The sequence below is a fragment of the Heyndrickxia coagulans DSM 1 = ATCC 7050 genome (assembly GCF_000290615.1).
Lineage (GTDB): Bacteria > Bacillota > Bacilli > Bacillales > Bacillaceae_C > Weizmannia > Weizmannia coagulans.
In genome coordinates this window covers 49,433-71,377 of record NZ_ALAS01000125.1, presented here as the reverse complement: position 1 = coordinate 71,377, position 21,945 = coordinate 49,433, and the positions used below count along the sequence as shown (strand labels likewise).

At 48.9% G+C, this 21,945-nt stretch carries 25 protein-coding genes; 22 read left to right on the top strand and 3 right to left on the bottom strand.

Going from position 1 to position 21,945, the window contains the following annotated elements:
• Window positions 1-256: 256 nt before the first annotated feature.
• The 5 genes from cymR (at window position 257) to recD2 (ending at window position 6,452) form a co-directional block, all read left to right on the top strand.
• A complete protein-coding gene (gene cymR, locus IC21_RS07030; protein ID WP_013859764.1) occupies window positions 257-676 on the top strand; it encodes a cysteine metabolism transcriptional regulator CymR in 420 nt (139 codons plus the stop codon).
• A gap of 20 nt (window positions 677-696) precedes the next feature.
• Window positions 697-1,842, top strand: coding sequence for a cysteine desulfurase family protein (locus IC21_RS07025; RefSeq protein ID WP_029142451.1), 1,146 nt, complete (start codon window positions 697-699; stop codon window positions 1,840-1,842).
• A 15-nt stretch (window positions 1,843-1,857) separates the two neighbouring features.
• Window positions 1,858-2,973, top strand: a complete 1,116-nt coding sequence (gene mnmA, locus IC21_RS07020; RefSeq protein ID WP_013859762.1) for a tRNA 2-thiouridine(34) synthase MnmA — start codon at window positions 1,858-1,860, stop codon at window positions 2,971-2,973.
• A gap of 376 nt (window positions 2,974-3,349) precedes the next feature.
• On the top strand, window positions 3,350-4,018 hold the full coding sequence (locus tag IC21_RS07015; RefSeq protein WP_013859761.1) for a tetratricopeptide repeat protein: 669 nt from the start codon (window positions 3,350-3,352) through the stop codon (window positions 4,016-4,018).
• A gap of 10 nt (window positions 4,019-4,028) precedes the next feature.
• Window positions 4,029-6,452: an SF1B family DNA helicase RecD2 gene (recD2, locus tag IC21_RS07010; RefSeq protein WP_029142450.1), complete on the top strand. Its 2,424-nt coding sequence runs from the start codon at window positions 4,029-4,031 to the stop codon at window positions 6,450-6,452.
• 5 nt (window positions 6,453-6,457) lie between these two features.
• Here the strand turns inward: recD2 and IC21_RS16690 are convergent, their stop codons facing one another.
• On the bottom strand, window positions 6,458-6,610 hold the full coding sequence (locus IC21_RS16690) for a hypothetical protein (RefSeq protein ID WP_155116794.1): 153 nt from the start codon (window positions 6,608-6,610) through the stop codon (window positions 6,458-6,460).
• Window positions 6,611-6,631: 21 nt separating this feature from the next.
• Window positions 6,632-7,072, bottom strand: a complete 441-nt coding sequence (locus tag IC21_RS07005) for a YndM family protein (RefSeq protein WP_029142449.1) — start codon at window positions 7,070-7,072, stop codon at window positions 6,632-6,634.
• 186 nt (window positions 7,073-7,258) lie between these two features.
• Here IC21_RS07005 and IC21_RS07000 point away from each other — a divergent pair, with 186 nt between their 5' ends.
• The 12 genes from IC21_RS07000 to IC21_RS06945 all read left to right on the top strand — a co-directional run bounded on the left by IC21_RS07000 (window position 7,259) and on the right by IC21_RS06945 (window position 17,217).
• Window positions 7,259-7,444, top strand: a complete 186-nt coding sequence (locus IC21_RS07000) for a YrzR-like zinc ribbon domain (RefSeq protein WP_029142448.1) — start codon at window positions 7,259-7,261, stop codon at window positions 7,442-7,444.
• Between the two features lie 17 nt (window positions 7,445-7,461).
• A complete protein-coding gene (locus IC21_RS16200; protein ID WP_234969463.1) occupies window positions 7,462-7,593 on the top strand; it encodes a DUF3918 family protein in 132 nt (43 codons plus the stop codon).
• A 238-nt stretch (window positions 7,594-7,831) separates the two neighbouring features.
• A complete protein-coding gene (locus IC21_RS06990) occupies window positions 7,832-8,923 on the top strand; it encodes an AI-2E family transporter (RefSeq protein ID WP_029142447.1) in 1,092 nt (363 codons plus the stop codon).
• 417 nt (window positions 8,924-9,340) lie between these two features.
• On the top strand, window positions 9,341-11,986 hold the full coding sequence (gene alaS / locus IC21_RS06985) for an alanine--tRNA ligase (protein ID WP_029142446.1): 2,646 nt from the start codon (window positions 9,341-9,343) through the stop codon (window positions 11,984-11,986).
• A gap of 144 nt (window positions 11,987-12,130) precedes the next feature.
• A complete protein-coding gene (locus IC21_RS06980; RefSeq protein ID WP_017553150.1) occupies window positions 12,131-12,403 on the top strand; it encodes an IreB family regulatory phosphoprotein in 273 nt (90 codons plus the stop codon).
• Complete coding sequence (gene ruvX, locus IC21_RS06975) at window positions 12,400-12,816, top strand: Holliday junction resolvase RuvX (RefSeq protein ID WP_013859753.1); 417 nt, start codon at window positions 12,400-12,402, stop codon at window positions 12,814-12,816. The genes IC21_RS06980 and ruvX overlap by 4 nt, the downstream gene beginning before the upstream one ends.
• A gap of 12 nt (window positions 12,817-12,828) precedes the next feature.
• Window positions 12,829-13,134, top strand: coding sequence for a DUF1292 domain-containing protein (locus IC21_RS06970; RefSeq protein WP_013859752.1), 306 nt, complete (start codon window positions 12,829-12,831; stop codon window positions 13,132-13,134).
• 186 nt (window positions 13,135-13,320) lie between these two features.
• Window positions 13,321-14,421 carry an endolytic transglycosylase MltG gene (gene mltG / locus IC21_RS06965; RefSeq protein ID WP_029142445.1) on the top strand — a complete coding sequence of 367 codons (1,101 nt, stop codon included), beginning with the start codon at window positions 13,321-13,323 and terminating at the stop codon, window positions 14,419-14,421.
• Window positions 14,422-14,522: 101 nt separating this feature from the next.
• Window positions 14,523-15,164, top strand: a complete 642-nt coding sequence (locus IC21_RS06960; RefSeq protein ID WP_029142444.1) for an O-methyltransferase — start codon at window positions 14,523-14,525, stop codon at window positions 15,162-15,164.
• A gap of 5 nt (window positions 15,165-15,169) precedes the next feature.
• Window positions 15,170-15,805 (top strand): uridine kinase, encoded by a 636-nt coding sequence (gene udk / locus IC21_RS06955; protein ID WP_029142443.1) that lies wholly within the window; start codon window positions 15,170-15,172, stop codon window positions 15,803-15,805.
• Between the two features lie 153 nt (window positions 15,806-15,958).
• Complete coding sequence (gene greA, locus IC21_RS06950; protein ID WP_013859748.1) at window positions 15,959-16,429, top strand: transcription elongation factor GreA; 471 nt, start codon at window positions 15,959-15,961, stop codon at window positions 16,427-16,429.
• 173 nt (window positions 16,430-16,602) lie between these two features.
• Window positions 16,603-17,217 (top strand): DUF1510 family protein, encoded by a 615-nt coding sequence (locus tag IC21_RS06945; protein WP_017553153.1) that lies wholly within the window; start codon window positions 16,603-16,605, stop codon window positions 17,215-17,217.
• Window positions 17,218-17,234: 17 nt separating this feature from the next.
• On the opposite strand, the gene IC21_RS06940 is transcribed toward IC21_RS06945, so the two are convergent.
• Window positions 17,235-17,441, bottom strand: a complete 207-nt coding sequence (locus tag IC21_RS06940) for a YrzA family protein (RefSeq protein ID WP_029142442.1) — start codon at window positions 17,439-17,441, stop codon at window positions 17,235-17,237.
• A gap of 116 nt (window positions 17,442-17,557) precedes the next feature.
• On the opposite strand from IC21_RS06940, the gene mtnN reads away from it, so the two are divergent.
• From mtnN to ahpF, 5 genes are all read left to right on the top strand, one after another.
• Window positions 17,558-18,250, top strand: coding sequence for a 5'-methylthioadenosine/S-adenosylhomocysteine nucleosidase (gene mtnN / locus IC21_RS06935; protein ID WP_017553155.1), 693 nt, complete (start codon window positions 17,558-17,560; stop codon window positions 18,248-18,250).
• Window positions 18,251-18,338: 88 nt separating this feature from the next.
• A complete protein-coding gene (locus IC21_RS06930; RefSeq protein ID WP_230951705.1) occupies window positions 18,339-18,617 on the top strand; it encodes a YrhC family protein in 279 nt (92 codons plus the stop codon).
• A 372-nt stretch (window positions 18,618-18,989) separates the two neighbouring features.
• A complete protein-coding gene (locus IC21_RS06925; RefSeq protein WP_013859742.1) occupies window positions 18,990-19,133 on the top strand; it encodes a YrzI family small protein in 144 nt (47 codons plus the stop codon).
• Between the two features lie 524 nt (window positions 19,134-19,657).
• Entirely contained in the window at window positions 19,658-20,221 is a 564-nt protein-coding gene (gene ahpC / locus IC21_RS06920; RefSeq protein WP_013859741.1) for an alkyl hydroperoxide reductase subunit C, read from the top strand.
• Between the two features lie 14 nt (window positions 20,222-20,235).
• On the top strand, window positions 20,236-21,792 hold the full coding sequence (gene ahpF, locus IC21_RS06915) for an alkyl hydroperoxide reductase subunit F (protein ID WP_029142441.1): 1,557 nt from the start codon (window positions 20,236-20,238) through the stop codon (window positions 21,790-21,792).
• Window positions 21,793-21,945: the final 153 nt, after the last annotated feature.

The window sequence follows — 21,945 nt, the reverse complement described above, 5'->3', positions numbered from 1 at the left end:
AAGTAAAGCACGGTAGCCGAAAGTGTACAAAAAGAGTGTCTTGGAATACCCGATATTTAAACCTTGTCGAGAAAAACTTGACACATACGCCGGCCGCTCTTGTTTCGCATTATGCCGATAAATATGCTATAATATGTTAAGTTTGGGACCAGTCTGTTCGTTCATTTATATGAATGGGCTTCTTTTTTTACGCGCTCATCTGCCGTTTTTGGCTTAACAATTTTTTTCGGGAATAATCGGAAAGAGGTGGAATGAAATGAAAATCTCAACGAAGGGCCGCTACGGGCTGACCATTATGATTGAACTGGCTAAGCGGTACGGCAAGGGGCCGACTTCCCTGAAATCCATCGCCCAGAGCCAGAATTTGTCTGAACATTATCTGGAGCAGCTGATTTCCCCGCTCCGCAATGCCGGGTTTGTCAAAAGCATCCGCGGCGCTTACGGCGGCTATGTTTTAACGCAAAAACCTTCGCAAATCACAGCCGGTGATGTGATCCGCGTGCTGGAGGGCCCGATTACGCCGGTAGAGGGCATTGAAGACGAAGAACCGGTGAAACGCCAGCTCTGGATCCGGATCCGGGACGCGGTCAAGGACGTTCTTGACAGCACAACCATCGAAGATCTGGCCAAATACCGGGAAGATACAGAACCGGATGCCTACATGTATTATATTTAAATTGATATGGGGTGCGAAAAGTGGAGAAAATTTATTTGGACCATGCGGCCACTTCCCCTGTCCTTCCGCAAGTTGCAGAAAAAATGATGCAAGTGCTTACCGGCCATTTCGGGAATCCGTCGAGCATTCATGCATTCGGCAGGGAAGCGCGCCGCATTTTGGACGAAGCGCGCCAGGTGATTGCAGACAGCATCGGCGCGCAGTTTAATGAAATCATTTTTACAAGCGGCGGAACCGAAGCCGATAATTACGCGATTCTCGGTACGGCAGAAGCAGCCGCTGAAAAGGGAAAACATATTATTTCCACGGAAATCGAGCATCACGCTGTTTTGCATCCGCTGGAATATTTGGAAACAAAAGGGTACGACGTCACGTATTTACAGCCGGATGAAACAGGGCGGATTAAGGCGGAAGACGTGCAAAAAGCGCTCCGGAATGATACCATTCTTGTCAGCGTGATGTATGGGAATAATGAAGTCGGATCGATCCAGCCAATTGCCGAAATCGGCGGGCTGCTGAAAAACCATCCGGCCGTTTTCCATACGGACGCCGTCCAGGCTTACGGAAATGTGAAGCTCGACGTAAATGCCCTGAACGTGGACATGCTTTCCGTTTCGGCCCATAAAATTGGCGGGCCAAAAGGGATCGGATTTTTATACGTTCGGAACGGAACAAAATTGAAAAACCGCAACTTCGGCGGCGCACAGGAATTAAAACGCCGCCCGGGGACGGAAAATACGGCGTCCATTGCCGGTTTTGCCGAGGCCGTCAAATGGGCGCAGCAGGCGCTTGCTGATAAACCAAAGCAATACGGCACTTTTAAACAAAGATTTATGGAAATTTTAAAGCAGGAAAAGGTGGAATTTCAGCTGAACGGCAACGCGGAGGCGGCACTTCCGCATGTGCTCAACTTAAGTTTTCCGAAAACGGACGTGGAATCGCTGCTTGTCAATCTGGACCTTGCCGGGATTGCGGCTTCAAGCGGCTCTGCCTGCACAGCCGGGTCGATTGAGCCATCCCATGTCCTTGTTGCCATGTTCGGGCGCGATTCGGAACGGCTCCGCACCTCCATCCGTTTCAGTTTCGGGATTGCCAATACGATGGAGCAAGTGGAAGCGGCCGCCCGCAAAACGGCAGAAATTGTCCGCAAGTTCCAGCAACAATAGAAAAGAGGAGGCATTATGCAAAAAGCACCAGAAGATACAAGAGTGGTTGTTGGCATGTCGGGCGGCGTTGACTCTTCTGTGGCCGCCTATTTGCTCAAACAGCAGGGCTATGACGTGATCGGCATTTTTATGAAAAACTGGGATGATACCGATGAAAACGGCGTCTGCACGGCAACGGAAGACTACAATGACGTCATCCGCGTCTGCAACCAGATTGGCATTCCGTACTATGCCGTTAATTTTGAAAAACAGTATTGGGATAAAGTGTTCACATATTTCCTTGATGAGTACCGCGCGGGAAGGACGCCGAACCCGGATGTGATGTGCAATAAGGAAATCAAGTTCAAGGCTTTTCTTGAACATGCTTTAAACCTCGGTGCCGATTATCTTGCGACCGGCCATTACGCACGCGTGGCTTACCGGGACGGCGAATATAAAATGCTGCGTGGCGCGGATGGAAATAAAGACCAGACGTATTTCCTCAATCAGCTCGGGCAGCACCAGCTTTCGCGCGTGATGTTCCCGATCGGGGAGCTCGAAAAACCGCGCGTCCGCGAAATTGCGAAAGAAGCCGGGCTTGCCACGGCAAATAAAAAAGACTCGACCGGCATCTGCTTTATCGGCGAACGCAATTTCAAAGAATTTTTAAGCCATTATCTGCCTGCGCAAAAAGGGCTGATGAAAACGCTTGACGGAAAAGTGATGGGCGAACACGAAGGCTTGATGTACTATACGATCGGCCAGCGCCACGGCCTCGGGATCGGCGGTTCCGGCGAGCCATGGTTTGCTGTCGGCAAAGACCTGAAAGAAAATGTCCTTTATGTGGAACAGGGATTTCATCATCCGGCCCTCTACTCCGATTATATGACCGGCGTGAAAGCAAACTGGGTATCGGGCCGGAAGCCGCCTGAAGAATTCAGGTGCACCGCGAAGTTCCGCTACCGCCAGCCGGACCAGAAAGTAACGGTCCAATTGCTTGGCGATGATGAAGTCAAAGTCATTTACGATGAACCGGTCCGCGCCGTCACCCCCGGCCAGGCTGTCGTTTTTTACAACGGCGAAGAATGCCTCGGCGGTGCCACGATCGATAAAATTTATAAAAACGAAGAACAGCTCATGTATGTCGGCTGATCTTGCAGGAGCCATGCACACGATTGATGTGTGCATGGCTTTATTTATGGGCAAACAGGTCACCGCTCTAAACCTTTGGCCAGGGGAAACTGACTCCCGGATGAACATGGAAACGGAAAGTCCGGCATGATCGCGGCACAGGCTTTTGCACCAAGCAGGAAAAGGGCTGTTCTCCTTTATACAGCCCGAAAAGACGACCGCCTCGCGCGCTGATGTAAAAAGCGCCTCGCCCTTCATATAGCCTGAGAAGTCCATCATCCGGGCCGGGCGCGGGAGGTGCAAAAGCAAGCCCTCACAAAATGCCGGGGTTCGTTAAAAAAGTGAAGGGATTCATTTTATGTTATAATACTCGTATCATCAATCAGGAGTGTACGAAATGAACAAGCATGAACGCGGTATGAAGGCCTTGCAAGATAAAAAATATGATGAAGCGCTGAAATGGTTTAATGAAGCGATCGAAGATAATCCGGACGACCCGGTCGGCTATATCCATTTCGGCGATGTGCTGCTTGCTGCAGGCGAGCGGGAAAAAGCGCAGAATTTTTACCGGAAAGCGCTGGAATTGAAAGAACTTCCCGCCCCCTTTTACAGCCTTGGCACAATCCAATACGAAGAGGGGCACTATGAAGCGGCTGCCGGCTGTTTTGAAAAAGCAATCCGGCTCGGGCTTAAGGACAAAGATACGTATTTTATGCTCGGCATGTGTTTTATGATGCTCGGCAATCCGCGCTTTGCCATGCCGTATTTGCAAAGGAGCGTCGAACTGGGCGAAGGGGATACGGAAGCGAGGTTCCAGTATGCGCTCTCCCTCGTCAAATCCAATTTCGCGGATGAAGCGCTGGAACAATTTCAAAAAGTGCTGGAACAGGACCCAAAACATACGGATGCTTTATACAATGCAGGCGCGATTTATATGCAATTCCTTGGCGACCTGGAGAAAGCGGCCCGTTATTTCAAAAAAGCGGTGGAGATTCAGCCGGGCCATCTGCTTTCGGGATACGGCTTGAAAATGGTTGAAAAACTGAAAGACATTGAAACGCTGTAAGGTGATGAAATTGGAAAAACAGCATGCGATGGATTTATTCCAGGACCAGGAAAATTTTATAAAAGGAAAGCATCTCGCGACCATTTTCCATAACGAGCAAAATTTGTATTCCGTCATCCGTGTGCGGGTTGAAGAGACCAATACCGGGATGGAAGAAAAGGAAACGGTCATTACCGGCTATTTTCCGCGCATCCATGAGCAGGAAACGTACACCTTTTTTGGAAAAATGCAGGAACACCCGAAATTCGGCCCCCAATTCCAGGCAAACCGCTTTCAGAAGGACATTCCCAATACAAAGCAGGGTGTTGTTGAGTATCTTTCCAGTGATTTATTCAACGGCATCGGCAAAAAAACGGCGGAGCGGATCGTTGGCGTGCTCGGTGAAAATGCGATCAGCAAAATATTGGAAAATCCCGCCGCCCTTGACGAAGTACCAAAACTGGCGACGGAAAAAGCACAGCTGATCCATGATACGTTGGTTGAACACCAGGGGCTTGAACGTGTCATGATCGGGCTTGCGCAATACGGTTTCGGTCCGCAGATTGCGATGCGCATTTACCAGGTTTACGAGGATGAGGCGCTCGAAATGATCGCACAAAATCCGTACCGGCTCGTCGATGATATCAAAGGCATCGGTTTCGGGCGGGCCGATGAACTCGGCCGGCAGCTCGGCATCAGCGGGACGCATCCGCACCGCATCCAGGCCGGCTGCTGTTACATGCTGGAAATGGAAAGCATGCAGCATGGCCATGTGTACGTCCTGAAAGAAGAACTTGCGCAGGATGTCAAAGCCCTTTTGGAAGAGTACCAGAATGTTGAAATCCCGGTCGGCCTGATTGAAAATGAGCTGGTAAAACTGCAGGAAGAGAGCAAAGTGATCATGGAAGAAGACAAAGTCTATCTTCCGTCCCTCTATTTTTCGGAAAAAGGAATCGTTTCCAATATTGAGCGGATAATGTCGCAAACCGAGTATGCGGAACAGTTCCCGGAGTCGGAATTCCTGCTTGCCCTGGGCAGCCTTGAAGAACGGCTCGGCGTCGAGTATGCCCCGTCGCAAAAGGAAGCCATCCAAAAAGCGCTGATGAGCCCGATGATGATTTTAACGGGCGGACCCGGCACTGGGAAAACAACGGTCATTAAAGGGATTGTGGAACTGTACGGCGAATTGCACGGCGTTTCGCTTGACCCGCAAACCTATAAAAAAGATGAGGCATTTCCGATTGTCCTCGCGGCGCCGACAGGGAGGGCCGCGAAAAGAATGGCGGAGTCAACCGGTCTGCCGGCAATGACAATCCACCGCCTGCTCGGCATGACCGGCATGGAGGACCTAGACGATTCAGAGGACCGGCAGGTAGAAGGCAAGTTCGTCATTATTGATGAAATGTCGATGGTCGATACATGGCTTGCAAACCAGCTGTTAAAGGCGCTGCCGGATGAAATCCAGGTCATTATGGTCGGAGATGAAGACCAGCTGCCGTCCGTCGGTCCGGGCCAGGTGCTGAAAGATTTATTGAAATCGGGTGCCATCCCGGTTGTCAGGCTGACAGACATATACAGGCAGAAAGATGGTTCTTCGATTATTGAACTGGCCCACCATGTCAAAAATGGGCGTATTCCGGAAAATATTTTTCAAATGCAGGCAGACCGTTCGTTTATCCGCTGTTCTTCCGGCCAGGTGGCGGAAGCGGTGGAAAAAGTGGTGAAAAGCGCGAAACGGAAAGGCTATACGGCAAAAGACATTCAGGTGCTGGCGCCGATGTACAGAGGGCCGGCCGGCATTGACCGTCTGAACAGCCTGTTGCAAAATATTTTTAATCCGAATGAGAACGGCGCCCGCAAAGAGCTGAAGCACGGGGACGCGGTTTACCGGATCGGCGATAAGGTGCTGCAGCTTGTCAACCAGCCGGAACACGGAGTGTATAACGGCGATATCGGCGAGATTGTCTCCCTTTTTACCGCAAAAGAAAATACGGAAAAACAAGATATGCTCATCGTTTCTTTTGACGGGATTGAAGTGACGTATACGAAGCCTGATTTCAACCAGATTACGCTTGCGTATTGCTGTTCGATCCATAAATCGCAAGGAAGCGAGTTCCCGGTAGTGATTTTGCCGGTTGTCCGCAGCTATTACCGGATGCTGCGCCGAAACTTGCTGTATACTGCGATCACAAGAAGCAAAAAAATTTTAATTCTGCTTGGCGAAGAACCGGCTTTCCGGATGGGTGTGGAAAGGGAAGATGACCAAAAACGGAAGACGACACTGTGTGAAAAACTGGCTGAAGCATTAAAAACGGAACAAATAGAGGCAGGGACGGAGACACTCCTGTCCCTGACAGAAGAAAATTGGGACCAGGTCGACCCGATGATTGGCATGGAGGGCATTACCCCGTACACTTTCGCGGAAGAAAAGCAAACGGCTCCCCAAGCGGATTAAGCAAATCAAAAAGCAGCGGGGGCGGCCGCTGCTTTTTGATTTGGCTCAGGAATCAAGCTTTCTGGCAGGCCGGGCCTGGCTGATTTGGACATTTTTATCCCCGGCGTATCCTTTATTATTTTTAAACTTAAAGATAGATATAGCAGTTCATGTGGCATTTAAAACATCCAGGCAAGCCCTTATTGCTGTTTCTTTCCCGTTTCTGGGCGGATTTCCTCTGCTGTTTCCGTACCATACCGGAGGCTTGATGCTTTGCTCCGCCGCGGGACCCCTTTTTGTAGCACATAGTCGGCCAGATATTGGTGATAAAAATATTCGAATACGCTGATGACGACGGCAGCACCGAGCGAAACCGGAAGCCCCGGCAAATTGTTGTGGGCGAAAAACCGGGCCATCCCCCAGATGACAGAAAATGCAAGCCCGAAGTCTGAGATCAGCACAAACCAATCCGCTGTGCGCGGAAGAAGGCCGAGATCAGCCAAAAAATAAGAAATGACGCCAAGAAGCAGTGCTGTAAACAGCACACCGAAAAAAGACATGCCGTAAATGAGGCCGAGCACCAAATACAACAAAATAAAATGCCCGGCGATTTTAATCAAAAGCGGTTTAATGTTTTGCATACATGTCACTTCCTGTTGTTGGTTTTCTATATTTTTTCCGGAATGGGCGATCATACGCTGGGAACCGTTCCCTTGCATGCCGCCCTTCCGCCCCGGCAAACGATACATGCCGGTTTGACGTATGCTTTTTGGAAAAATTGGGCATATTGGTAAGCAAAAATGGCGCTTGAAAGCGAGGTGCTTACCATGCAATGCCCGAATTGCCGGGGCAAGGACATCGGAAAAATCGGCGTGAACCAGTATTACTGCTGGAACTGTTTTATTGAACTGTCGATTGCAAAAAATACGATCCATACCCATCAGGTGGAAGAAGACGGCACATTGAGCTCTTTGGATGATTTGTTTGAGGAAGAAGCGCGCAAACTGAGCTGATGGAGGGAATGGGGAAAATGAACAAAATGCTGATGGCTGCGGCCGGTTTTGGTGCGGGGATTGCCGCCGCCCAAATGGCGAAGAATGGCTTCGCGGACAGGCGGCAGATGCGGAATATGGCAAAGCGGGTGCGCAAGGCATTCCGTTAAATCTGCATACCCGGTAAAAACCCCGGCCCCGTTTCCCTGGCCAGACGCCAGCGGCCGAAATGGAACGCACGGATGCATCATGCCAAATGGCGAATACCCCTGTTCGCCGGCAGCTCGTTCATAAGGTGTATGCGCCCTCCGTATTTCAGTTGTCCCAAAGGTTGCTGCATTGGATCGGTGATAAAAATCCTCATAAACTTCCCTCTTTCGCAAACACTTGAAGGAGGGAGGTTTTTTTATGCAACGGTTTCGCGGTACATGGCTGTATAAATTATTTTGGCTGTTATTCATCCTGGTTATTTTATATGTGTTGCTTTTGCTCAAGCCTTTTTGGGCGCCCGTATTGCACGTCGCATTGGCGGTATGCCTGCCGCTTTTGATCGGCGGCTTTATCGCTTACATCCTCCATCCGCTTGTTGAATTTCTTTATAAAAACGGGCTGCCGAGAGGGCTTGCCATCCTGATCATCTATATTTTGTTTTTTGGCGGCACCGCTTACGGGATTTACAGAGGGCTGCCGCTTGTGATCGCCCAAATGAACGATCTGTCGGAACATCTGCCGCAGTTTGCCGACCAGTACAGGGACGGCGTTGTTTACTTGCAAACATCGATGAAGCACTGGCCGGACGGGCTTCAGGACCAGATTGACGAGCGCATTGAACGCTTTGAATTATGGCTCTCTGCAAATGTTTCAAATTCAATCAACATGCTGATGCAACTCGTCAATTACGCCATTGCGCTTGCCGTCATTCCATTTATTTCTTTTTATCTTCTGAAAGATTTTGAACATGTCAAAAAAGCGGCCCTGGCATTGACGCCGGAAAAATGGCGGCCGTCCGCAGCAGAATTTATTCGCGATGTCGACCGGTCGATCGGCGGCTATCTCCGCGGCCAGCTTTTGGACTGCCTGTTGATCGGCTTTCTTTCTTTTGTCGCATTTGCCATCCTTGGCATGAAATACCCGATTTTACTCGGCATCATCATCGGGGTCACCAATGTCATTCCGTATTTCGGCCCGGCTTTGGGCGCCATTCCCGTTTCGGTTATCGCGGCGACCATCTCATTAAAATTTGTCCTTTATGTCGTCATCATTGTGTTCGTCCTGCAATTTATTGAAAGCAATATCCTTTCCCCTTTTATTGTCGGAAAATCTTTGCATCTTCACCCGCTCTTTATTATTATCGCATTGATCGCGGGTGAGGAAATCGCGGGGATCGCAGGGCTGATTCTCGCTGTGCCGGCGCTTGCCGTGCTGAAAGTGGCAATCATCCATGCCCGCAAGCATCTGCACTTTTCAGGCCGCACGAATCAAGTTGACAAACCGGAGTAAACTTTTTTATAATTTACCCATGAACATACGTGTCCTGTGGGCAAAACGGGCTTTTCGGACAGGGATTTGTCCGGCTGGCTTAGAAATTGCGCGGCACAGGCCGTTCCTATTGACAGAACTGCATATCAAAAAACGAAGAAAGATCGAGTATGTTATCGCCCATTTTAAACCGTGATGCACGGCCCAGAGAGGAATTTCCGCGGCTGAAAGAAATTCCAAAATGAAGGATAACAGAACGCTAATCCGGAGTGCAGCCAAACCCTGCCGTTTTGCCCCGTTACCGGCACCCAAAGAGAAAGGCGTTTTTTGCCTTTAATCAGGGTGGTACCGCGAGCAAGCCTCTCGTCCCTGTCCGGGATGGGGGCTTTTTTGCGTCCAGGGGTTCCGGTTTTCATAAATCACAGAGGAGGTTTTCTCATGAAAAAAAGATCAAGTGCGGAAATCCGCAGCATGTTTTTGGACTTTTTTAAGGAAAAAGGGCATAAAGTCGAGCCGAGCGCTTCGCTGATCCCGGTCAATGACCCGTCGCTGCTTTGGATTAACAGCGGTGTGGCCACTTTGAAAAAATATTTCGACGGAACGATCATTCCGGAAAACCCGCGCATTGTCAACGCGCAAAAAGCAATCCGGACAAACGATATTGAAAATGTCGGAAAAACGGCGCGCCACCATACATTTTTTGAAATGCTCGGCAACTTTTCAATCGGGGATTATTTCCGTGAAGAAGCGATTGCCTGGGCATGGGAGCTCCTGACTTCCGACAAATGGTTTGGCATGCCAAAAGAAAAATTGTATGTCACCGTTTATCCCGATGACCTGGATTCGATTGCATGCTGGAAAAAAGCCGGGGTGTCCCCGGATCATATTATCCCGCTTGAGGGCAATTTCTGGGAAATCGGCGAAGGGCCATCCGGGCCGGATACGGAAATTTTCTTCGACCGCGGCGAAAAATACGACCCGGAACGGTTAGGCATCCGGCTCCTTCAGGAAGATATTGAAAACGACCGCTATATTGAAATCTGGAATATCGTGCTGTCCCAGTTTAATGCGATACCAGGGGTTCCGCGCAGCGAGTATCCGGAGCTGCCGAAGAAAAACATTGATACCGGGATGGGCCTCGAACGGATGGCATGCGTGCTGCAAGGGGTCGATACCAACTATGACAGCGACCTGTTCATGCCGATTATTGAAGAGGTTGAAAAAATTTCCGGCAAAAAATACCGTGCCGGAAATAAAGAGGCGGATACGGCATTTAAAGTGATTGCCGACCATATCCGCACCGTTGCTTTTGCGGTTGCGGACGGGGCGCTGCCGTCAAACGAAGGTCGCGGCTATGTTTTACGCAGGCTTTTGCGCCGGGCGGTCCGCTACGCCATTCAGCTCGATATTCACGGCGCTTTTATGTACAAGCTTGTGCCAACGGTCGGCCGGATAATGAATTCCTATTATCCGGAAGTGGAAAAAAATGCTGATTTTGTGCAAAAAGTGGTCCGTTCCGAAGAAGAACGCTTCCAGGAAACGCTGAACGAAGGGCTTTCCATTTTAGAAGAACGAATCAGGGCGGCAAAGAAAAACGGCCTGGAACAGCTGCCGGGCGAAGATATTTTCATGCTTTACGATACGTACGGCTTCCCTGTTGAACTGACAGAAGAGTATGCGCACGACCAGGGGCTCCGTGCCGACCATGAAGGCTTTGAAAAAGAAATGGAGCGGCAGCGGGAACGCGCGCGCAACGCCCGTCAGCAGGCAGAATCGATGTCCGTCCAGGGCGGCGTGCTCGGCAATATTACAGTGGAAAGCGAATTTATCGGTTATGACCGCCTTGAGGGGACGGCCCATGTCGCTGTGCTTTTAAAAGACGGCGACATCACAGAGTCGGCTGTAAGCGGAGATGAAATCCAGTTCATTTTGGATAAAACTCCTTTTTACGCGGAAAGCGGCGGCCAGATTGCCGATAACGGCACTTTGACAGCAGAAGGGCTGAAAGTAGAGGTCACAAATGTGCAGAAAGCACCGAACGGCCAAAATCTGCATCAGGGCGTTGTCGTATCGGGCACCATCAAAACCGGCCAGGAAGTATTTGCACAGGTGGACGGGGCAAAACGCCGCGACACGGAAAAGAACCACTCCGCCACCCATCTGTTACACCAGGCATTGAAAGATGTGCTCGGAATTCATGTTAACCAGGCCGGATCGCTTGTCGAACCGGGGCGCCTCCGTTTTGACTTCTCGCATTTCGGGCAGGTGACAGAAGAAGAACTCGAAAAAATTGAAACGATTGTCAATGAAAAAATTTGGGCAAGCCTGCCGGTTACAACCGATTTGAAAAAACTGGACGAAGCGAAAGCAATGGGAGCGATGGCGCTGTTTGGCGAAAAATACGGGGAGATCGTCCGCGTCGTTCAAATGGGCGGATACAGCCTGGAACTGTGCGGCGGATGCCATGTTTCAAACACGGCCCAGATCGGCCTGTTCAAAATTGTCTCCGAATCCGGGATCGGTGCCGGCACCCGGCGGATTGAAGCGGTGACGGGAAAATATGCTTACGGATTGATGCAGGAACAGCTCCACCTTTTAAAAGAGGCAAGCGCCAAATTAAAAGCAAAACCAACAGAATTGCCGGGCCGTATCGACGCCCTCCAGCAGGAATTGAAAGAAGCACAGCGTGAAAATGAATCCCTGGCTGCAAAACTCGCCAATATCGAAGCCGGATCGCTTGTGGACCGCGTAAAAGTAGTAGACGGCATAAATGTGCTCGCGGCGAAAGTCGAAGTCGGCGACATGAACCAACTGCGCAATATGGCGGACGATTTAAAACAAAAACTCGGAAGCGGGATTATTGTCCTCGCTGCGGCGACAGACGGAAAAGCCAGCTTCATTGCCGGCGTCACCAAAGACCTTGTCGAAAAAGGGTACCATGCCGGGAAGCTTGTAAAAGAAGTGGCATCGCGCTGCGGCGGCGGTGGCGGCGGCCGTCCGGACATGGCGCAGGCCGGTGGCAAACAGCCTGAACAAATTGATGCCGCATTACAAATTGTAGAAGAATGGGTAAAATCCGTTTGATTCAAGCAAAAAGTAGTGTACAATGAAACAAAGCTGGTTGTTTACACGGATCGTTTTCAGGCAGAAAGCGGAAAATGCACCTTCAAAATTTGTGTAAACCGGAACATCTAAAAAGCCAAGCTTTAGTAGAGAGGTGCTGCGATAATGAGCTCATTCGATGAAACGATGAGATTTAATTTTCCGGAAGAACCGACGGAACACGAGGTCAAGGAAGTTTTGCTCCATGTATACAGCGCGCTCGAGGAAAAGGGCTATAATCCGATTAACCAGATTGTCGGATACCTCCTCTCGGGCGACCCGGCTTATATCCCGCGCCATCAGGATGCCCGGAATATGATTCGCAAACTGGAGCGGGATGAAATTATCGAAGAACTGGTCAAATCGTATTTGAAACAACATCGTGGGGGATTAAATTGAAAATTATGGGCCTTGATGTCGGTTCGAAAACCGTCGGTGTGGCGGTCAGCGATGCCCTGGGCTGGACTGCCCAAGGCATCGAAACGATTGCCATCAATGAAGCAAAGGGCAATTTCGGTTTCGACAGGGTCGCTGAGCTCGCACAAATCCACGGCGTCGAAAAAATTGTCGTCGGTTTCCCGAAAAATATGAACAACACGATCGGCCCGCGGGCAGAGGCCTCAAAGGTTTATGCTGAAGAATTAAAAAAACGGCTCAATCTGCCCGTTATTTTATGGGACGAACGTTTAAGCACGGCGCAGGCGGAAAGAATATTACTGGAAGCCGATGTCAGCCGTAAAAAAAGAAAAAAAGTAATCGATAAAATGGCGGCAAGTGTAATTTTGCAAGGATTCCTTGACAGCCAAACTTAATGGGGTGAAGAAATGACACATAACCATGAACATGACCACGAAGACCACCAGCATATTACCGTAGTGGACGAAGACGGAAACGAACAATTGTATGAAGTGCTTTTTACGTTTGAATCCGAAGATTTCGGAAAATCGTACGTTCTGTACTATCCGATTGGCGCGGAAGAAGACGAAGATGAAAGCATTGAAATCCATGCTTCCGCCTATGTGGAAAATGAAGACGGCACAGAAGGGGACCTCCAGCCGATTGAAACCGATGAAGAGTGGGAAATGATCGAGGAAATGCTGAATACGTTTCTCGATGAAGAAGAAGCATAAACGGTTCTTTAACATGCACACGGGACAAACCGTGTGCATTTTCCGTCTGCCGGAATGGATATTCCCTTTTGAAAAGAAAATGAAATAAAACTTGGCGAAATTTGTAGTATAATGGACAGGAAAAAAGCCGAAAATGGCTTTCTGTACTTGTTTTAAGATTTTTCTTATTGAGAGGAAGATTCTGTTTTGGCCGGAAAGGAAAATCCGTTTCAAATGTTGCTTCAAAAAATGAAGCAGAAACCGAAATTATGGATAGCCGCATGCATTATCATGCTGGCTGTTGTTGTTTTCGGAGGGGCAGCCTTTTTTTACGTGTCGGCGCTGAAACCGGCGGAGCCCGGCAACCATAAGACAAAACTCGTCACGATTCCGCCCGGCTCCGGGGTAAAGGAGATCGGGCATATTTTGCAAAAAAACGGGATCATCCAAAATGCCTGGGCTTTTGCGATTTATGCGAAATCCCACCGCCAGTCCGGTTTAAAGGCAGGCACTTATCAAATGTCACCGTCCATGGATACAAGCACGATCGTCCGCAGCATGCAAAAAGGCGGTATTGCCGCAATCCGCTTTACCGTGCCGGAAGGGGCCGGCCTTGAGGAAATTGCGGAGATCATCGAAAAACACAGCTCCTTCCGGAAAGAAGAGGTGCTCAAGCGGGCAGATGACCCCGCTTTTGTACAGCATTTGATGAAAAAATACCCGCGCCTTGTGACAAAAGAAGTTTTCAATCAGCAGATCCGGCATCCGCTCGAGGGCTACTTTTTTCCGGCGACCTATTCGTTTTATGATCAGCATGTGCCGCTTGATGCCGTACTGGAAACGATGGTGGCTAAAACAAATGCGGTTTTTTCCGCTTACGCCGGGCAAAGCACACAGGCCCGTTTAACGCCACACAAACTGCTTACGATGGCTTCACTTATCGAGGAAGAAGCAACTGAAAAAGCGGACAGGGCAAAAATTTCAAGCGTCTTTTACAACAGATTAAAGAAGAACATGCCGCTGCAGACGGACCCGACCGTACTGTATGCTTTAAACCGGCATAAAGAAAAAGTGACGTATAAAGATTTGCGGGTGAATTCCCCTTATAACACATACAAACATAAAGGCCTTCCGCCAGGCCCGATTGCAAGTCCCGGAGAACAATCGATCAAGGCTGCGCTCAAGCCTGAAAAAACCGATTACCTCTATTTTCTTGCAAATGTGGATACAGGGAAAGTCTATTTTGCCAATACATTGAAGGAACATAATGCTTTAAAGGAAAAGTACATTGCGAAGGCGAAACGGTAAACATTCGCTTTCCCGTTTGAAATGTGCTACGATAATAAGCGGAATTTTTTTGAGAAGCAGGGAGAAGTTATGGAAATGTGTTTATGCCGGAGGGCCTGCCGATGAACGGCCCGGTCGAAGCGTATATAGAGCAGTTGATGCGAAAGAATGATCCGCTATTTGAAGAAATGGCGTCTTTTGCAAACTCGGAGCATATTCCGATTATGGATCCGATCGGAATGGAAACACTCTGCCAGATGTTAAGAATCCAGAAGCCGGAAAGCGTGCTTGAAATCGGGACGGCAATCGGGTATTCGGCCCTGAAAATGGCAGATGCGCTTCCGAATGTAAAAGTTGTCACCATTGAACGCGAAGAAGAAAGAGTTGCCCAGGCAAATGCGTATTTTGCCCGCACCCCTTTATCCCGGCGGATCCGCCTGCTCAAAGGGGATGCGCTTTGCGGGGACGTCATCCAAAAGGCCCGGGAACTCGGCCCGTATGATGCGATATTTATTGATGCGGCAAAGGGGCAGTACCGGAAATTTTTTGATTCATTTACGCCTTTTCTGCGGGAAAAGGGATGTGTATACACGGATAATGTGCTATTTAAAGGCCTTGTGGTACAAGACTTCATCGAAAAGAAGCAAGTCAGCAATCTGGTGCGGAAAATCAGAAGCTACAACGAATGGTTAATGCAGCATGAGCAATTTATCACCGCGATTTTCCCCGTTGGAGATGGATTGGCAGTCAGTATGAAGAGGTGAAGGAAATGGAACGAAAGCCGGCTGTGATCGGCGTGGCCGGGGGCTCCGGGTCCGGGAAGACAAGCGTTACCCGGGCGATTTACGAAAGCTTGAAGGGACACTCCATTCTGGTGCTTGAACAGGACTTTTACTACAAAGATCAAAGCCATCTGCCATTTGAAGAAAGGCTGAAAACAAATTATGACCACCCGTTTGCATTTGACAATGACCTGTTCATTGAGCATCTGCATAAACTGCTTTCTTATGAGGCAATTGAAAAACCGGTTTACGACTTTTCCAAACATACGCGGTCGGACCGCACCATTCATGTAGAACCGAAAGATGTCATTATTTTGGAAGGCATTTTAGTATTGGAAGATGAAAGATTGCGCAACTTAATGGATATTAAGCTGTATGTTGATACCGATGCCGATTTGCGGATCATCCGGCGGCTTGAACGGGACATTGAAGAGCGCGGCAGGACGCTCCAGTCGGTCATCGAGCAGTATATTACGGTGGTCAGGCCGATGCACAACCAGTTCATCGAGCCGACAAAAAGATATGCAGACGTCATTATCCCGGAAGGCGGGCAGAACCGGGTGGCGATTGATTTAGTCGTGACAAAATTGCAATCCATTCTTGAACAAAAGTCTTTTTTGTAATACGATTATTTAGAATACATGGTGAGCGCGCCGGAATCTTTTCGGCGCGCTAAACAACATGACGGAAAAAACACAGCCGCTTGCAGAAAGCGTCATCTTGTATGTTGAAACGCATACACATTTGATAACTAAGAGATATAGGAGTGAAGGGATTTGGCTCAGGAAAAAGTTTACCCGATGACCCAGGACGGGAAAGAAAAATTGGAACAGGAACTGGAATATTTAAAAACGGTCAAACGGAAAGAAGTCGTCGAACGGATTAAAATCGCAAGAAGTTTCGGGGATCTTTCCGAAAATTCCGAGTACGATTCCGCGAAAGAAGAACAGGCTTTTGTGGAAGGCCGCATTACGACAATTGAAAACATGATCCGCAATGCGAAAATTATTGAAGATGACGGGACAGATACGGTATCGCTCGGGAAATCCGTTACTTTTGTGGAACTGCCGGACGGGGAAGAAGAAACGTACACGATTGTCGGAAGCGCCGAGGCCGATCCGTTTGAAGGAAAAATTTCAAACGACTCCCCGATTGCAAAAAGCCTGCTCGGGAAAAGCGTCGGAGAGGAAGTCACGGTTCAGACGCCGGGCGGGGATATGAGAGTCAAAATCATCTCGATTCAATAATCCGGAGCGAGTGCGCAGGTGTTCCAAAGTGCCGTGTTGTAAAGGGCACCGCCTGCCGCATACGCTTATCACATCCGGATTGCGGCGGGCCATGCCCGCCGCTAACGCATTTGTGCGCCTTTTCGAGCCGGCAAAACCGTGGTATGATAAGGCCAGGAAATGGAGGGATGACCTTGCCTGAATTTTACAGCCGTGAAGAACGGAAACAGGCCATGCAGCAGTCAAAACGGCGGAAAACAAACATCATTTTAAATACCCTGATTGTGATTGTCATCGCGCTTATTTGTATCGTGGCTTACTCCATTTTTTTCGCCGGGAACGATAACGCAAAACCGGCACCGAAGGAAAAGAAAGCGGCCGTAACAAAGACTGCTTCGTCCGGCCATGAAACGACATCATCTCATACATCCAAAAAAACGGCGGGCAAAGACAACAAAAAATCTACCCGTAAAGTGGAAAAGAGCAATGAACCGAATGTGAAAGAAGTCATTACCGATTCCAGCTGGAAACCGGTCGGAACCGGACAAACAGGCGGGCATGTCTATTCCGCCTCATCCACTTCGCTTGACTGGAAGGAAAAGCTGAAGGCATTGTCTTATGCAACAGGCATACCGGAAGACAATATGACGGTCTGGTTTTTGGAGCACGGGGCAACGACCGATGAGGCGATCGGAACGGTTTCTGCGAAAAATTCCGATACGACCTACCGTGTTTATTTGACATGGGTGGACGGAAAAGGCTGGAAACCGACAAAGATGTATGAATTGATCGAGAACGATAAAAAATAAGCGGCCGTCTGTGCCGCTTATTTTTGTGCCGCGAAATGGACCACGGCGGAATAATGGGGCCTGCCGTCCGCGGCAAACTGCGTTTGGTGTGAAACGGACGCCACCCGGAGCAGCAAGGTTTTATTGGCTTCGATTTGATCATTGATTTTTTTCTCGAGCGCCTCAAGCCGGTCCGCTTCGAAAAATTCAATCTTATCCTCTATCCTGTCGAGTTCAAATGCCATTTTCGCTCACTTCCATGTACATCGTATCAGACGTTGTTTTTTTGGCAAGCTGTATCCACTTCTGCTTTTTTGCTATATAATGGGGATTGGAACTTTTGGACGAAAGAGGGAGTCATATGAAAATCGGAATCATCGGCGCAATGGAAGAAGAGGTGTCGATTTTGCGCGGGCAGATTGAGCATCCGCATGTTGAAACGATTGCCGGCTATGAATATACGGCGGGAAAAATGAAAGGGAAAGATGTCATTTTGCTCCGTTCCGGGATCGGGAAAGTGAATGCTGCGCTTTCTACCGGCCTTTTGCTGCAAACATACGCGCCGGATTGCTTAATCAATACCGGTTCAGCAGGAGGCGCAAACCCCGCCCTTCACGTTGGCGATGTCGTCATTTCAACGGAAGTGCGCCACCACGATGTTGACGCGACAGTGTTCGGCTATGAATACGGGCAAGTGCCGCAAATGCCGCCCGCTTTTTTGGCGGATGAGAAACTGGTCCGGATTGCGGAAAGCTGCGCGGGGAAACTGCCTGGACTTCAGGTTACGAAAGGGCTGATTGCTACCGGGGACTCATTTATGGATGACCCCGCAAAAACGGCGGCTGTAAAGGAACACTTCCCGGAAGTGCAGGCGGTGGAAATGGAAGCCGTTGCCGTCGCACAGGTGGCATGGCAATTCGGCATCCCGTTTGTGATCATCCGCTCCCTTTCCGATATTGCAGGGCAGGAGTCCGGGATCTCTTTTGATGAATATTTGGAAACAGCGGCCGTGAACTCTGCCCATCTTGTCACGGGCATTGTTGAACATCTGTAGACCCATTTTTTTCCTTCCTTTCCTGCAATTACTTGTCTTTTTTATGTTTCATCTGTGATAGAGTAGGTTTAGCAGATTGATAGAAAGGGTGAGGCGGTTGAAGAAAGCGAAATCGATGTACGTGAAAATGGTGGATTTTAAAATGTACGGCATCGTGCTGCTTGCTGTGACGGGCTTTTTATATTTGGGTGCGGTGATGCCGATCGAAGGGAAATCCGAACTGGGGACAAAAATTTTACTCGTTGCGTCAAGCGGGTTTGTTGCCGTATCTGTTTTGTTTTTCTCGATTTCACGCGCTTACCATAAACGGCTTTTAAAAAGCGAAGAAGGCGCACAGCTTTTACAGCGGAATAATCGCAAATCATAATGGAAAAGGCAGGGGCCTTTGTAACCCGGGCGGTGCAGTAACAAAGCACACGGTTGTCCGGCATACAAGGTTTTCGGCCTTTTTTTATTTTTTTGCCAATTTGCGGTTTACAAACCCGCCTGAATTGGATATACTTTCCTATGTAAGCAAATTCAAAAGAGGTTGGAGAACATGGCATACACAATCCTATTTTCAGCAGTTGCAACTGAACATGTTCTGCATCCGCTCCGTATCGGTTTGAATTTGCGCTGATTTTTTAATTTGACGCACAAGCCGCAGGATGCATTTGCCTGATCCGTGCGGTTTTTTTCGGAAAGCCGCGGGATCATGCCGGTCCTGCGGCTTTTTTGTGCCCTGAAGGAGGTGAAAAAAATGACATTAAATTTAATCTTTATTACGGTCACGATTAAACGGCTGAAAAAGACAGCAGAACAAAGGCAGCGTGATGAAGAAGTTTTCAGGCTGTACGATGAAATGAATGCGAAGCGTGAAGCATTCCAAGTAAGGCATTTTTAAGCAAAAAAACATCTTGAGAAAGGAGCGGTTGACGATGGCCCGTTATCAGAGACGTTTGGACTTTATCTTTATGGAGACAGATTCCACCTAGCAAAACCGGATCAGGGGATGGCGCTATGTTTTTGCATATTTTGATTTTTACCGCTGTTTTCCACAGGCGGAAAAGGAAAAGCTGATGGCTGCGGCCACCGGCTTTTTTGGCATTGATTCATTGAAAAGCATTCTCAATAGTGGAATGGGAGAGCGACAGTCTTTGGGCGCAAAAAATTTCAATTATCTGCCCTGATTTTCAATTACAAGCGTGCAAAAAAGAGGCGGAAACAGCATAAAAAACATAAATATCATGGTTTTATGACTATATCATTTAAAATCCGGAAACGATAAAATAGAAATCCGGGTGTAATTGCTTGACAAGAAATTAATTCCATATAATAATTGGTATTGGATTAAAATGATTATTGTTTGCTGGCCGGGCCGGCAAACCGTGATCATTCACACAAATGATTTTAAGGAGGAATTGCACGATGTCCCTTATTGGCAAAAAAATTGAACCGTTCAAAGCACAAGCATACCGCAACGGCGAATTTGTCGAAGTAACGGATGAAAATTTCAAAGGAAAATGGAGCATTGTCTGCTTCTATCCTGCTGATTTTACATTTGTCTGCCCTACTGAACTGGAAGATCTCCAGGAACATTATGCCGCTTTAAAAGAACTCGGCGTGGAAGTCTACTCGGTTTCAACAGACTCCCATTTTGTGCACAAAGCATGGCATGACCATTCTGAAGCGATCAGCAAAATCGAATACACCATGATCGGCGACCCGACACAAAAACTCACCCGCATGTTCGATGTATTGCGCGAAGAAGAAGGCGTTGCCGACAGGGGCACTTTCCTGATCGATCCGGACGGCGTCATCCAGGGGGTTGAAATCAACGCTGACGGCATCGGCCGCGACGCAAGCATTTGGATCGACAAAGTGAAAGCCGCACAATATGTACGCCAGCATCCAGGCGAAGTATGCCCGGCAAAATGGAAAGAAACGGGTGAAACACTGAAACCAAGCCTTGATCTTGTAGGCAAAATCTGAGGAGATGAACCGAAATGATACTGGATGAAGAGATTAAAGCGCAACTGGCCCAGTATCTGCAAATGATGGAGGGCGACGTTCTGCTGAAAGTGAGCGCGGGTTCCGATGAAACATCGCGGAATATGCTCGAACTGGTCGACCAATTGGCCGCCATGTCGCCCCGGATAAAAGTGGAAAACACAAAACTCGAAAGAACCCCGAGTTTCAGTGTAAACCGTCCGGGAGAAGACACCGGGATTATATTCGCGGGCGTGCCGCTCGGGCATGAGTTTACCTCGCTCGTTTTGGCCCTGCTGCAGGTCAGCGGCCGCCCTCCTAAAGTGGATCAGAAGGTCATTGACCAGATTCAAAGCATAAAAGGCGAATACCATTTTGAAACCTATGTCAGCTTGACTTGCCAGAACTGTCCTGTTGTGGTACAAGCCTTGAACATCATGAGTGTGCTCAGTCCAAATATTACGCACACGATGATTGACGGGGCTGCATTTAAAGAGGAAGCGGAAGGAAAAGGCATTATGGCCGTCCCTTCCATTTATCTGAACGGCGAATTCTTTGAAAGCGGCCGGATGGAAGTGGAAGAAATTCTTGCCAAGCTTGGCAGCACAGCGGATCCGTCCGAGTTTGAAAAGAAAGACCCGTTTGATGTGCTCGTCATCGGCGGTGGCCCGTCCGGTGCAAGTGCAGCCATTTATGCGGCACGCAAAGGCATCCGGACAGGGATTGTCACTGAACGCATTGGCGGGCAGGTGCTCGATACAGTCGGCATTGAAAACCTAATCGGCACGAAGTATACGGAAGGCCCGCAACTTGCTGCAAACCTTGAAGAGCATGTCAAACAGTATAATGTTGATATTATGAATCTGCAGCGTGCAAAACGGGTTGAAAAGAAAGATCTCGTTGAGGTGGAATTGGAAAACGGGGCTGTATTAAAGAGTAAAACCGTGATCATCTCCACCGGTGCACGCTGGCGCAACATCAACGTGCCGGGCGAAGCAGAATTCAAAAACAAAGGTGTGGCATACTGCCCGCACTGTGACGGGCCGTTGTTTGCCGGTAAACATGTTGCCGTAATCGGCGGGGGAAACTCCGGCATTGAAGCGGCCATTGACCTTGCTGGTGTGGTCAAACATGTAACCGTCATTGAATTTATGCCTGAATTAAAGGCGGACCGTGTGCTGCTCGAGCGCCTTTACAGCCTTCCGAATGTGACGGTTATAAAAAATGCGCAAACGAAAGAAATTACCGGCACGGATAAAGTGAACGGAATCACATATATTGACCGTGCAACCGGGGAAGAACACCATATTGAACTCGAGGGCGTGTTTGTCCAAATCGGCCTTGTCCCGAATACCGAATGGCTTGGCGATACAGTGGAACGGACACCGCGGGGTGAAATTGTGGTGGATAAGCGCGGCGCGACCAGTGTTCCGGGCGTGTTTGCCGCAGGAGACTGCACAGACAGCGCTTATAAGCAAATCATTATTTCGATGGGGTCCGGCGCGACAGCTGCGCTCGCCGCTTTTGATTACATCATCCGGGAAACGAAAACGGATGAAGCTGTACACAATTAAGGGATCTGTTTAACCGCATTACAGCGCGCTGTAATGCGGTTTTTTGATTTTTTAAATGCCGTGCAATATTTACCAGACCGTCTTTTCTTCGGGACAGACACAATTCCGCCTCCTTGTTCATATGTTTGAACTATATAGGCTCAAGCCTAATGG